General features: G+C 72.9%; 13 protein-coding genes. 7 read left to right on the top strand and 6 right to left on the bottom strand.

What is annotated here, in order from left to right; translation table 11 throughout:
- Positions 1–11 precede the first annotated feature (11 nt).
- The 3 genes from ACFWZ5_RS13390 to ACFWZ5_RS13380 all read left to right on the top strand — a co-directional run bounded on the left by ACFWZ5_RS13390 (position 12) and on the right by ACFWZ5_RS13380 (position 2,982).
- Positions 12–833 carry a helix-turn-helix domain-containing protein gene (locus ACFWZ5_RS13390; protein WP_384790429.1) on the top strand — a complete coding sequence of 274 codons (822 nt, stop codon included), beginning with the start codon at positions 12–14 and terminating at the stop codon, positions 831–833.
- Positions 834–1,027: 194 nt separating this feature from the next.
- Entirely contained in the window at positions 1,028–2,068 is a 1,041-nt protein-coding gene (locus ACFWZ5_RS13385) for a PhlD (protein WP_384790432.1), read from the top strand.
- Between the two features lie 137 nt (positions 2,069–2,205).
- On the top strand, positions 2,206–2,982 hold the full coding sequence (locus tag ACFWZ5_RS13380) for a GNAT family N-acetyltransferase (protein ID WP_384790435.1): 777 nt from the start codon (positions 2,206–2,208) through the stop codon (positions 2,980–2,982).
- Between the two features lie 51 nt (positions 2,983–3,033).
- Here ACFWZ5_RS13380 and ACFWZ5_RS13375 read toward each other — a convergent pair whose 3' ends face one another.
- From ACFWZ5_RS13375 to ACFWZ5_RS13355, 5 genes are all read right to left on the bottom strand, one after another.
- Complete coding sequence (locus ACFWZ5_RS13375) at positions 3,034–3,588, bottom strand: isochorismatase family protein (RefSeq protein WP_384790438.1); 555 nt, start codon at positions 3,586–3,588, stop codon at positions 3,034–3,036.
- A complete protein-coding gene (locus ACFWZ5_RS13370) occupies positions 3,585–5,012 on the bottom strand; it encodes an MFS transporter (protein ID WP_384790441.1) in 1,428 nt (475 codons plus the stop codon). The genes ACFWZ5_RS13375 and ACFWZ5_RS13370 overlap by 4 nt, the downstream gene beginning before the upstream one ends.
- Complete coding sequence (locus tag ACFWZ5_RS13365; protein ID WP_384790443.1) at positions 5,009–5,434, bottom strand: MarR family winged helix-turn-helix transcriptional regulator; 426 nt, start codon at positions 5,432–5,434, stop codon at positions 5,009–5,011. The genes ACFWZ5_RS13370 and ACFWZ5_RS13365 overlap by 4 nt, the downstream gene beginning before the upstream one ends.
- A 68-nt stretch (positions 5,435–5,502) precedes the next feature.
- Positions 5,503–6,633 (bottom strand): isoaspartyl peptidase/L-asparaginase family protein, encoded by a 1,131-nt coding sequence (locus ACFWZ5_RS13360; protein ID WP_384790446.1) that lies wholly within the window; start codon positions 6,631–6,633, stop codon positions 5,503–5,505.
- 100 nt (positions 6,634–6,733) lie between these two features.
- The gene (locus ACFWZ5_RS13355; protein WP_384790448.1) at positions 6,734–7,969 is read right to left on the bottom strand and encodes an acyl-CoA dehydrogenase family protein; all 1,236 of its coding nucleotides are present in this window, start codon (positions 7,967–7,969) and stop codon (positions 6,734–6,736) included.
- Positions 7,970–8,133: 164 nt separating this feature from the next.
- Here ACFWZ5_RS13355 and ACFWZ5_RS13350 point away from each other — a divergent pair, with 164 nt between their 5' ends.
- Positions 8,134–8,790, top strand: a complete 657-nt coding sequence (locus tag ACFWZ5_RS13350) for a TetR family transcriptional regulator (protein WP_384790451.1) — start codon at positions 8,134–8,136, stop codon at positions 8,788–8,790.
- A gap of 15 nt (positions 8,791–8,805) precedes the next feature.
- On the opposite strand, the gene def is transcribed toward ACFWZ5_RS13350, so the two are convergent.
- Positions 8,806–9,351: a peptide deformylase gene (def, locus tag ACFWZ5_RS13345; RefSeq protein WP_384790454.1), complete on the bottom strand. Its 546-nt coding sequence runs from the start codon at positions 9,349–9,351 to the stop codon at positions 8,806–8,808.
- A 138-nt stretch (positions 9,352–9,489) separates the two neighbouring features.
- Between def and ACFWZ5_RS13340 the strand changes: the two genes are divergently transcribed.
- The 3 genes from ACFWZ5_RS13340 (at position 9,490) to ACFWZ5_RS13330 (ending at position 12,759) form a co-directional block, all read left to right on the top strand.
- Positions 9,490–10,737 (top strand): MurT ligase domain-containing protein, encoded by a 1,248-nt coding sequence (locus tag ACFWZ5_RS13340; protein ID WP_384790457.1) that lies wholly within the window; start codon positions 9,490–9,492, stop codon positions 10,735–10,737.
- 43 nt (positions 10,738–10,780) lie between these two features.
- Positions 10,781–11,509, top strand: coding sequence for a type 1 glutamine amidotransferase (locus tag ACFWZ5_RS13335; RefSeq protein WP_384790460.1), 729 nt, complete (start codon positions 10,781–10,783; stop codon positions 11,507–11,509).
- A 224-nt stretch (positions 11,510–11,733) separates the two neighbouring features.
- On the top strand, positions 11,734–12,759 hold the full coding sequence (locus ACFWZ5_RS13330; RefSeq protein WP_384790463.1) for a 6-phosphofructokinase: 1,026 nt from the start codon (positions 11,734–11,736) through the stop codon (positions 12,757–12,759).

Here is a 12,759-nt window from a genome sequence, read left to right as displayed (position 1 = left end):
GATTACCCACCATGAACAAGACGGCGCTGCGCGCTCTGCTCCGCGAACGACGCGCCCTCATCGCCCCCGAATCGCACGGCTTCGTCCGGACGACGGGGCAGGGCAGACGCGCCCCGGGACTGTCCCAGCACCAGGTGGACCAGCTCCTCCACCGCACCCTTGGTACGTACCACCGCCTCGAGTCCGGCAACTACCCCAACCCCCCGAGCGCCCTGCTGCGCGACGTGGCCCGCCTGTTCGGGCTCAATGAGCAGGAATGGGTGTCCCTGTGCCGCTATGCCCTGCTCCAGGATCCCCCCGGGCCGCTGCACCTGTCGTCCGGCAAGGAGGTCCCCGGGGTCTGGCAGGAAGCCGTCGACGGCGTGCGGCACATGGCGTACGTCACAGACGCGTCCTGGGACATGCTCGCCCACAACGAGGCCTTCACGCGGATGTTCCCGGACGGCCAGGCGCCGACGAACGTCATGCGGTGGATGGTCCTCGACCCGGTCGGCCGCGAGATCCTCCTCGACTGGCACACGGCCTGGGCCCCGCTGGTCCTCCCCCAGCTGCGCGGCGCCCTCGCCGCCCGGCCCGAGGACGAGACCCTGCGCCAGATCGAGAAGGAGGTCCTCGCCGACCCCGAGACCGCCCCGCTCTACAGCGCCGGGCGGCCCTACCCCCACCCCGACGGCGACGAGCGCCCGCTCCTGCACGCCCAGAAGGGCCCGGGGTGGGTCACGATGTGCGCGGCGCAGCCCCTGACGGCGCCCGGCGCCCGCCTGATGATGCTCGTCTTCCACCCCGGCAAGGAGCGCTCGCACCCGCGCGCGCCCATGCTCCGCTCCTCCTGACCCCCGCTCCCCACGATTCCCCTTGGCCCCACGGGCCACCGGCCCCGTCATGATCCCCTCGGCCCGCCCGTCGGCGTTCGCCCTGCTCACGCGGCGGCCGGGGTGGGAGCGGCACGACAGGACGCATGTTCGATGTGGTGCAGTACTTTGGCTCCAGATGCCCACATCCGACTGCGCCCGTGGGAGCCGCCTCCATGCCAGCACATGTGCTCAGACCGCTGACCGTCGTGGGCGACCACAAGGTCACCACAGCGGAGATAGCCGACGACATCCGTGTCCACCATCCCGACCACCCCCGATTGCGCGCGTTCCTGCGGGTCGTGGGCAACTGCGGCGTCCAGACCCGCTACTTCACCCGCCCCCTCGGCGCGCCCACGATCTCGGGCAGAGCGGGCATCGAGGACCGCACCCGCGCGGTGTTCACCGACGTGCTCGCCATGGCCGAGCGCGCGGCCACCGCGGCCCTGGAGGCGGCCGGGCTCGACGCACAGGACATCGATGCCGTCGTCACCACCCACACCACCAGCTGGAGCATCCCGAACCTCGACATCAACCTCATCGAGCGGCTCGGGCTGCGCCCCACGGTGCGCAGGGTCGCCCTCACCACGGTGGCGTGCCCGGGCGGCACCCAGGCGCTGATCCGCGCCGCCGACCTGGTCGCCGCGCGGCCCGGCAGCAAGGTCCTCGTGGTCGCGGGCGAGGCCCTGTCCGGCATCTACCACCACGCGGACACCACCATCGAGTCGATGATCTACAAGGCGCTGTTCGGCGACGCGGCCGCCGCGACGGTCGTCACCGGCGAACCGCTCGGCCCCGGCCTCGTGATCGAGGACACCTTCGAGTACGTCCTTCCGCACAGCATCGAGCGGCAGGCGGGCATGATCAACACCGACGGTATCCACTTCGTGTCTACGAAGCAGGCGCTGTCGGCGGCGCACGACGTGTTGCCGCAGCTGAAGGACTGGGTCGGCGACGACCGCCCCGAGTTCGCCGTCATCCACCCCGGAAGCCCGCGCATCATCACGGACACCGCGGCCGCCCTCGGCCTCGGTGACCACGACGCACGGCACTCCACGGAGACCCTCGCCCACGAGGGGAACATCGGCGGCGTCAGCATCCTCCGGGTCCTGGAGCGCACCCATCACGACCCGCCCGCGGACGGCGCGCGCGGCTACACCGTCGCCTTCGGCCCCGGGTTCGCCACCGCGGCCCTGCGCTGCCGCTGGCAGTCCTGAGGACGGCGGCGGGCGCTCCTGAGGGCGGCGGGCGCGCCCGGGGCCGACAGCGAGGCCCGAGGCCGCGGCGGCGAGAGGCGGGCGGCGCGGCGGAAATTCCGTTGCCGCGCCGCCCGCCCTCCTGCTGAAGTGACCGGATGGATCAAGCAGCGGTACTCGCGGCGTACGAACGGCAGATTCGGCAGAAGCTGGACCCCGACGGTCCCGGCGTGACCGTGGAGCGGACGGGCGGGGTGATCCGGCACGTCGGCGCCGCCCACGACTGGAGCGCCGTCGTCTGGTCGGACCTCGACGCGGACACCGCGGATGAGGCGATCGCCGCGCAGGTCCGGCACTTCGCCTCCCTGGGCCGGGAGTTCGAGTGGAAGCTGTACTCCCACGACCTGCCGCACGACCTGCCCGAGCGGCTGCTCGCGGCCGGCTTCACGCCCGAGCCCGCCGAGACGCTGATGGTCGCCGACGTCGCCGAGCTGCCGTCGGACGCCGCTCCGCCCGAGGGGATCCGCCTGGTCCCGGTGACGGACGCCGCCGGTGTGGACCTCATGGTCTCCGTGCACGAGCAGGCCTTCGGCACGGACGGCACCGCGCTCGGCCGCCAGGTCCTCGACCAGCTGACCGCGACGCCCGACAAGGTCGCCGCGGTCGTCGCCCTCGCCGGTGACGCGCCGGTGAGTTCGGCACGCCTGGAGTTCCAGCCGGGCACGGACTTCGCGGGCCTGTGGGGCGGCGGCACGGTGGCGGCATGGCGCGGGCGCGGCATCTACCGCTCGCTGATCGCCCACCGCGCCCGGCTCGCGGCCGCACGCGGCGTGCGCTACCTCCAGGTCGACGCGACCAGCGACAGCCGCCCGATCCTGCGCCGGCTCGGCTTCGAGGAGCTGAGCACGACCACGCCGTACGTGTACAAGCCGTAGGCCCGCTCAGCCGCACCCCGGGGGCCCGCTCAGCCGCGACGCGCAGGCCGCTCAGCCGAGCAGCTTGATGATCGCGTCCGTGGTGTCCGTCTCGCCGAGCAGCGGGAAGACCCGCTCGACGCTGTTGCGGTGGGTCCGCTCGTCGAGGTCGGTCACGGCGTCGACGGCGACCGTGACGTGGTAGCCGTGCTCGTGGGCCGCGCGGGCCGTCGACTCCACGCCGAAGGCGGTCGCGATGCCGCCGATGACGACCTGTGTGACGCCCCTGCGGCGCAGCTGGAGGTCGAGGTCGGTGCCGTGGAAGGCGCCCCACTGGTGCTTGCTGACGACGATGTCGCCGTCCTGCCGGTCGAGCTCGGGCCGCAGCTCGGCCCAGTCCGACGGCGGCTCGCCGCCCCCGCCGAGCGTGACCTGGGTGCGCCCGGGGGCACGGCCCACGACCCGGACGAGGGCGACGGGCAGTCCGTGCGCGCGGAAGGCGGCGGCGAGCCGGGCACCGCGCTCGACGACCTCGGCGGCCGGATGGACGGTGGGCAGGGCGGTGATGCCCTTCTGGAGGTCGACGAGGACGAGCGCGGTCTTCGGGTCGAGGGTGGTGGCGGTCATGGGTGTGCCTTTCTCGTACGGGTGGTCGGGGCGCCGGGCCCCAGCGCCCGGTCGGTGAGGGTCAGGGCGATCAGGGCGAGGGCGAGGACGGCGGCGACCCCGGTCATGAGGTGCAGGCCGCTGTCGGTGGCCCGCTGTCCGTAGGCGAGGCCGATCAGGCCGGATGCGGTGATGGCGCCGACGTACTGCGCGGTGCGCTGGAGTCCGGCGGCGGAGCCGATGGCGTCGGCGGGCGCGAACTCCTGCACGGCGGCCTGGTTCCCGGTGCCGATCAGGCCCTGCGGGACGCCGAAGCAGGCCCCGGCGACGAGCAGCACCGCGAGCGGGGTGGAGCCGGTGGTGAGGAACAGCACACCGCTGCCCGCGGCGAGCAGCACGGCGGCCACGGTGAGCGGCGCGCGGATGCCCTTCGTCCGCGCGCCGAGCAGCGAACAGACGAGGGCCGCCAGGGACATGGGAAGCAGGACGAGCCCCGTGTGCAGCGAGGACAGGCCGCGCGCCTCCTCCAGCCACTGGCTGAAGCCGTACATCGCGCAGTAGACGACCAGATAGCTCAGGCCGTGCCGCAGATAGGTGCGGGTGAGGGCGCGGTTCTGGCCCAGCATCCGCAGGTCGATGAACGGGCGCGGGTGGCGCAGCTGCCACCAGGTCAGGACGGCGCCCAGGACGGCCACGGGCGCGAGCAGCCACCACAGCGGGTGCCGCAGGTCGAGCAGGAAGAAGACCAGACAGCTCAGGGCGCCGGTGAACAGCAGGATGCCGAGCGAGTCGAGCGCGTGCCCGCCGCGCTCGCAGGCGCGGTCGCGGGGCGCGTCGGCGGGGATCCACCACAGCGCGCCGACGAACGCGACCAGGGCCACGGGGACGTTGACGGCGAAGATGCCGCGCCACCCGGCGACCGCGACGAGCAGCCCGCCGAGCGTGGGCCCGACGGCGGCGCTGCCGAGCGCGGCGAAGGAGAGCCGCCCGAGGACGGTGCGCGGCGTGGCGACGCCGACCCGCCGCGACTCGTCCCGCAGGACCGCCATCGCCGCCGGGTACGCGGCCGACGTACCGACGCCGAGGAGCAGCCGGGACACGAGCAGCCAGCCGAAGCCCGGCGCGAGCGCGCCCACGAGCCCGGACGCCACGACGCCGACGAGCCCGCCGAGGAAGACCCGGCGCGGCCCGACGCTGTCGGCGAGCTTGCCGAGGACGGGCTGGGCGACGGCGCTCGCCAGGTACAGGACGGAGACGAGCCAGGCGGTGCCGGCGGGCCCGACGCCGAAGTCGTGCCCGATGGCCACCAACCCCGTGGAGATCATCGTGGTGTTCAGCGGGTTGAGGACCGAGCCGAGCAGCAGGGGCGCCGTGAGCCGCGCCCCGAAGGCGCGCGGCTTGTCCGCGGTGGGTGCGGGCGGGCGCTCCGTGTCCGGGCGGTTCACGGACGGATCAGCCGTTCCAACAGCGCGACCGCGTCGGCCAGTTGTTCCCGCTCGCGCTCGTCGAGCCGGTCGGCGATGGCCGCCGCGAGCCAGGTGTGCTTGGCGGCCCGCGTCTCGGCGAGCACCGCACGGCCCTTGTCGGTCATGGACACCACGGACTGGCGCCCGTCGTCGGGGTCCGGCGCGCGCCCGACGAGCCCTTCGGCTTCGAGCGCGCCGATGGTGAGCCGCATCGACTGCGGCCGGACGTGTTCGGCGCGGGCCAGGGCCGCGGTGGTCGCGGATCCCTCGTCGAGCAGGGAGAGCGCGGACCGCTGCGAGGTGGTCAGACCGGTCTCCGGCGACGCGGTGCGCAGCCTGCGCACCAGGCGTCGCACGGTGGTCGTGAGGTCGGCAGCCAGGTTCTCGGACGTCTCAGCCATGACACCACCCTAGGAGATAGGCAGGTTACCTTGCAAGTTTTCCTGCCTACCCTCGGGCGTCGCGGCGGCTAGCTGTTCGGCGGGGTCTCGTCCGGGAAGATCTTCGTGACGACCTTGCCGTCCTTCGTCAGATAGCCGTGCAGCATGCCGGGGCTGCTGTGCGGGGCGTCGAAGTCGCCGTTCGGGGCGAGCGCGATCACGCCGCCGTCGCCGCCGAGGGCCGGGAGCCGCTTGACGATCACCTCGTACGCGGCGGCCGCGACGCCCACGCGCTTGAACTCCATGAGGTTGGAGATCGTCGAGGTCGCCGCGCCCCGGATGAACACCTCACCGGCGCCGGTGGCGCTCGCCGCGACCGTGCCGTTCTTCGCGTACGTGCCCGAGCCGATGAGGGGCGAGTCGCCGACGCGGCCCGGCAGCTTGTTGGTCATGCCGCCGGTCGAGGTCGCCGCCGCCAGGTCGCGCCGCCCGTCCACGGCGACCGCGCCGACCGTGCCCTTGGACTGCGCGTCGGCCAGGGCCGCCGGGGAGTCCGCGGCCTTCTTGTTGCCCTTCTCCGCCTCCTTGGCGGCCATCAGGGCGTCCCAGCGGGCCTGCGTCCAGTAGTAGTCCTGGGTGACGGTCCTGAGGCCGTGCCGGGCGCCGAAGTCGTCGGCGCCCTCGCCCGCGAGCAGCACGTGCTTGGACTTGTCCATGACGAGCCGGGCGCCCTCGATGGGGTTGCGCAGGCTCTTCACGCCCGCCACGGCGCCGGCCTTCAGGTCCGAGCCCCGCATGATCGACGCGTCCAGCTCATGGCCCGCGTCGGCGGTGAACACGGCCCCCTTGCCCGCGTTGAACAGCGGGTCGTCCTCCAGCTTCGCGACGGCCGCCTGGACGGCGTCCAGGCTCGAACCGCCCTTGTCGAGGTTCCGCTGCCCGGCCTTCAGGGCCGCGGTGAGCCCGTCCCGGTACGCCTTCTCGCGCTCCGGGGTCGTCTTGTCCCGGTCGAGCGCGGTCCCCGCGCCGCCGTGGACGGCGAGCACCACGTCCCGCGCGTCGGGCCGCGCCTTGCCCGCGGGGCGCGCGTCGAGCGCGGCGGGGGCGGCCCGGTCGTCCGGTCTCCGGTCACCTCCCTGGGGCAGGGCGAGCGCGGTGGCGGTGACCGCGGCGGCGGTGGCGAGGGCGGAGAGCAGCCAGGTCGAGGGACGTATGCGCATGGGCACTCCTCAGGACGGCGACGCGCCCACCGTAAGGGCATGCACATGACGTCAACCAGGGGGCGATGCGGTCACATCGCCCCCCGGTCCCCCACGCGTGTCAGCGGATCGGCAGGCCCGACAGGGTGCGCGCGATCACCAGGCGCTGGATCTCGCTCGTGCCCTCGAAGATCGTGTAGATCGCGGCGTCCCGATGCATGCGCTCCACGGGGTACTCGCGCGTGTAGCCGTTGCCGCCGAGGATCTGGATCGCCTGGGCGGTGACCTTCTTGGCGGTCTCGCTGGCGAACAGCTTCGACATCGAGCCCTCGGCGTTCTCGAACTTCCTGCCCGCGATCGCCATCCAGGAGGCCCGCCACACGAGCAGGCGGGCCGCGTCGATCTGCGTGCGCATGTCCGCCAGCTGGAAGGCGACGCCCTGGTTGTCGATGATCGGGCGGCCGAACTGCGTACGCGTCTTGGCGTACTCGAGGGCCTCCTCGTACGCGGCGCGGGCCGTGCCCACGGCCATCGCGCCGACGGCGGGCCGCGAGGCCTCGAAGGTGGCCATGGCCGCGTTCTTCACGCGCTCCCCGTCCTTGCCGACGCTCTTCGCGCGCTCCCGGGCCCGGGCGAGCCGCTCGTCCAGCTTCTCCTTGCCGCCGAGCAGGCAGGAGCCGGGCACGCGCACGTCCTCCAGGACGACCTCGGCGGTGTGCGAGGCCCGGATGCCGTGCTTCTTGAACTTCTGGCCCTGGGACAGGCCCGGGGTGCCCGGCGGCACGATGAAGGAGGCGTGCCCCTTGGAGCCGAGGTCGGGGTCGACGACGGCGACGACCACGTGGACGTTGGCAATGCCGCCATTGGTCGCCCACGTCTTGGTGCCGTTCAGCACCCACTCGTCCTTGGCCTCGTCGTACACCGCGCGGGTGCGCATGGAGGCGACGTCGGAGCCCGCGTCCGGCTCGGACGAGCAGAAGGCGGCGACCTTCACGTCGTTCACGTCGCCGTACATCTGCGGGATCCAGGTGCCGATCTGCTCCTCGGTGCCGTTGGCGAGGACGCCGACGGCGGCGAGCCCGGTGCCGACGATGGACAGGGCGATGCCCGCGTCACCCCAGAAGAGCTCCTCCATGGCCATGGGTATGCCGAGTCCGGTGGGGTCGAAGTACTGCTGGGCGTAGAAGTCCAGGGAGTAGATCCCGACCTTCGCCGCCTCCTGGATGACCGGCCAGGGCGTCTCCTCGCGCTCGTCCCACTCGGCGGCCGCGGGGCGGATCACATCGGCGGCGAACCCGTGGAGCCAGTCCCGGACCTCCCTCTGTTCGTCGTTGAGCTCCATGGTGAACTCGGCCATGACCCCTCCAGAACTGCGGAACCCTGCTACGTTACTTCCGGTAACTGGAGTCTGTTACCGGCCGGTAGCCGATGTCAACTCCCGGCAGCCCGTTCGATGAGCACCCCCGCGCGGGTGTTACGTTGCGCGTGCGCAGGCCATCGCACGGGCGGAGAGAACACCACATGGAGACCACGCAGCGGACCGACAAGGAACGGTCCGCCGAGCAACGACGGCGCGAACTCCTTGAGGCGGCCGACCGGGTCGTGCTCCGCGACGGCCCCGGCGCCTCGATGAACGCCATCGCGGCCGAGGCGGGCATCACCAAGCCGATCCTGTACCGGCACTTCGGCGACAAGGGCGGCCTGTACGCGGCGCTCGCCAAGCGCCACACGGACGCGCTCCTCGACTCGCTCAGGGCCGCCCTCGACGCCCCCGCCGAGCGCAGGGAGCGGGTGGAGGCGACACTCGACACCTACCTAGCGGCCATCGAGGCCCGGCCGCAGGTCTACCGCTTCCTGATGCATCCGGCGGAGGCGGCCCCCTCCGGCGACCACGCGGGCGACGGCCGCTTCGAGGTCGGCCTGCACTCCGCCCCGCTCCTGCGGCGCATGGGCGAGGAGCTCGCCGAGGTCATCGAGGAGCGGGTCGACCTCGGCCCCGGGAGCGCCGAGCTCGCGCGCGTGTGGGGCCACGGCATCGTCGGCATGATGCACGCGGCGGGCGACTGGTGGCTCGGCGAACGGCCGTGCTCCCGCGCCCAGTTGGTGCGCAGCCTCGCGGACCTGCTGTGGGGCCGCCTGGCCGCGGCGGGCAACCGCGTCGGCGGCCCCGGCTTCTGACGCCCCGGGCGCCCGTCAGGCCGTCGTCGCCCAGGGTGCCCGCGCCGCCTGCCGCAGCACCCGGCGACGACGCCACCCCGTGACGTGGTCGGTGTACACTCCGCCCTCCAGGTGGTCGCTCTCGTGCTGCAGGCAGCGCGCGAAGAACCCGGTGCCGTGCACCCGCACCGGCTTCCCGTCCGCCGTGACGCCCTCGACGACCGCGTGGTCGAAGCGCGGCGTCGCCGCCTCCAGGCCCGGCAGCGACAGACAGCCCTCGGGGCCGCGCACCGTCACGCCGTCCACGTCCACCAGGCGCGGGTTCACCACGTGCCCGAGGTGCCGGACGTCCTCGTCGTCCGGGCAGTCGTACACGAACACCCTGAGGCCCACGCCGATCTGATTGGCGGCCAGGCCCACGCCCCGCGCCGCGTACATCGTGGCGAACAGGTCCTCCACGAGCTCCGCGAGCCGCGGCCCGAAGTCGGTCACCTCCGCACAGGGCGTGTGCAGCACGGGGTCACCGAGCAGGGTCAGAGGTCGTACGCGCCCTGAGGCGCCCGGGATCGAGCCGTGTCGCATGGCGGCAAGAGTACGGTCCTGGGAGACGGCGGCGGTCCCGGAGGGTGGTGCGATTCGGGCTTGTCAGTCGATCTCGATAGGCTGGCCCGACACGATGCCGGGCAGGCGCGGCGCCGTACGCAAGGAGGATCCAGAACGATGGCAGGACACCCTGGCAGTGCAGACCCGCTGTCGGCGCGGGCCAAGCTGGCCGTGACGGCGGGGAAGGCGGCCGCGGCGGTGTCGCGCGTCGCGGGCCGCGGCAGCGGTTCGGTGATCGGCGGCAAGGTCGCCCTCAGACTCGACCCGGAGCTCCTCGGACGGCTCGCGACCCACTTGGATGTGGTCCTGGTCTCGGCGACGAACGGCAAGACGACCACGACCCGCCTGATCGCCGAGGCCCTGCGCGCCAGCGGCCCGGTCGTGTCCAACGCCCTCGGCGCGAACATGCCCGCCGGCATCACCTCCGCCCTCGCGGGCGGATCCGACGCGAAGTACGGCGTGATCGAGGTCGACGAGAAGTACCTGGCGGGCGTCGCCCGTGACGTCGACCCGAAGGCGATCGCGCTGCTCAACCTCTCGCGCGACCAGCTCGACCGCGCCGCCGAGACCCGCATGCTCGCCGAGAAGTGGCGCGAGGGCCTCGCGGGCTCCAAGGCCGTCGTCATCGCCAACGCCGACGACCCCCTGGTCGTCTGGGCCGCCTCCTCCTCGCCGAACGTGGTGTGGGTGGCCGCGGGCCAGGCCTGGAAGGACGACGCCTGGTCGTGCCCGGCGTGCGGCGGCGTCATGCAGCGCCCCGGCGACGACTGGTACTGCGGCGAGTGCGGCTTCCGCCGCCCCACGCCCAGCTGGGCCCTCTCCGGCGACCACGTCCTGGACCCGCACGGCTCGGCCTGGCCCATCCACCTCCAGCTCCCCGGCCGGGCGAACAAGGCCAACGCCACCTCGTCGGCGGCCGTCGCCGCCGTCTTCGGCGTGCCCCCGCAGGTCGCCCTGGAGCGGATGTACCAGGTGCAGGCCGTCGCCGGACGCTATGACGTGGTGCAGTTCCAGGGCCGCGACCTGCGCCTGCTGCTCGCCAAGAACCCGGCGGGCTGGCTCGAAACGTTTTCGCTGATCGACCCGCCCCCGTCCCCGGTGATCCTCTCGGTCAACGCCCGCGGCGCCGACGGCACGGACACCTCCTGGCTGTGGGACGTCGACTACACCCGCCTCGCGGGCCACCCGATCTTCGTGCTCGGCGACCGCAAGCTGGACCTCGCCGTACGCCTGGAGGTCGCGGGCCTGGACTTCCGCGTCTGCGAGACCCTCGACGAGGCCGTGCAGCTGGCCCCGCCGGGACGCATCGAGACGATCGCGAACTACACCGCCTTCCAGGACCTGCGCCGCCGCGTCGGCAACTGACGGCGCCCCGACCGGCACTGAGGACGATGAGGACGAATTGAGCATGAGCGACAACAGCCTGCGGCTGGTCTGGGTCTACCCCGACCTGCTGTCCACCTACGGCGACCAGGGCAACGCCCTCGTCGTGGAGCGCCGCGCCCGCCAGCGCGGCCTCCAGGTCGAGCGGTACGACGTGCGCAGCGACCAGCCGGTGCCCACCTCCGGCGACATCTATCTGATCGGCGGCGGCGAGGACCGGCCGCAGCGGCTCGCGGCCGAGCGCCTGCGCCGCGACGGCGGCCTCCAGCGGGCCGTGGGCAACGGCGCGATCGTCTTCTCGGTCTGCGCCGGCTACCAGATCCTCGGCAACGAGTTCATCAACGACCTCGGCCAGCGCGAGCCGGGCCTCGGCCTGCTCGACGTGGTCTCCACGCGCGGCGAGGGCGAGCGCTGCGTGGGCGACGTCCTCGCGGACATCGACCCGCAGCTCGGCCTCCCCGAGCTCACGGGCTTCGAGAACCACCAGGGCGTCACCCACGTCGGCCCGAACGCCCGCCCCCTGGCCCGCGTCCGCCTGGGCAAGGGCAACGGCACGGGTGACGGCACCGAAGGCGCCTACAACGGCACGGTCTTCGGGACGTACATGCACGGGCCGGTCCTGGCCCGTAACCCGCTGATCGCGGACCTGCTGCTCAAGCTGGCCCTCGATGTGAACGCGCTGCCGCCGACGGACGACCGCTGGTACGACGCGTTGCGCGCCGAGCGGGTCGCTGCGGCGCAGCAGCCGGCCTAGCACCTCCCGGCGTGGGGCGCCGTTCTTGTCGCGCTTCGCGCTCGTCCTCAAACGCCGGACGGGCTGAAACTGCCCGTCCGGCGTTTGTCTGCAGCCGTGGGACGTGCGCGTGTCCGGTGGGTGGGCGTTCTCTGCGGGGCCGGGTGGTGCGCCGGTAGGGTTGCCGGAATCCTGCCGGACGACGTGGTCCGGTTCTCCGCCCACGTTGCAAAGGTTTCCGCACCATGCGTATTGGTGTCCTCACCTCCGGCGGTGACTGCCCCGGTCTGAACGCCGTCATCCGCTCCATCGTGCACCGCGCGGTCGTCGACCACGGCGACGAGGTCATCGGCTTCCACGACGGCTGGAAGGGCCTCCTCGACTGCGACTACCGCAAGCTCGACCTGGACGCCGTCGGCGGCATCCTGGCCCGCGGCGGCACCATCCTCGGCTCGTCCCGGGTCCAGCCCGCGCACCTGCGGGACGGCGTCGAGCGCGCCAAGGGCCACGTCGCCGAGCTCGGCCTCGACGCGATCATCCCCATCGGCGGCGAGGGCACGCTGAAGGCCGCCCGGCTCCTGTCGGACGCGGGCCTGAGAATCGTCGGCGTGCCGAAGACCATCGACAACGACATCGCGGCCACGGACGTGACGTTCGGCTTCGACACCGCCGTCGGCGTCGCCACCGAGGCGCTCGACCGCCTGAAGACCACCGCCGAGTCGCATCAGCGCGTCCTGATCGTCGAGGTCATGGGCCGGCACACCGGCTGGATCGCGCTGCACTCGGGCATGGCGGCGGGCGCGCACGCCATCGTCGTACCGGAACGGCCCTTCGACATCGAGGAGTTGGCCCGCAAGGTCGGCGAGCGGTTCTCGGCGGGCAAGAAGTTCGCGATCGTCGTCGCGGCCGAGGGCGCCAAGCCGCGGCCCGGCACGATGGAGTTCGACGAGGGCGGCAAGGACGTCTACGGCCACGAGCGGTTCGCGGGCATCGCCCGGCAGCTCTCCCTGGAACTGGAGCAGCGCCTCGGCAAGGAGGCACGCCCGGTCATCCTCGGGCACGTCCAGCGCGGCGGCACCCCCACCGCGTACGACCGCGTGCTCGCCACCCGCTTCGGCTGGCACGCCGTGGAGGCCGTCCACCGCGGCGAGTTCGGCAAGCTGACGGCGCTGCGCGGCACGGACATCGCGATGGTGTCCCTCGCCGAGGCCGTCGAGACCCTGAAGACCGTGCCCGTGGAGCGGTACGAGGAAGCGGAGTGCGTGCTGTGA

The sequence above is a fragment of the Streptomyces sp. NPDC059003 genome (genome assembly GCF_042740445.1).
Taxonomy (GTDB): Bacteria; Actinomycetota; Actinomycetes; order Streptomycetales; family Streptomycetaceae; genus Streptomyces.
The sequence above is the reverse complement of the archived record's forward strand: the minus strand, read 5'-3'. Positions and strand labels throughout refer to the sequence as shown.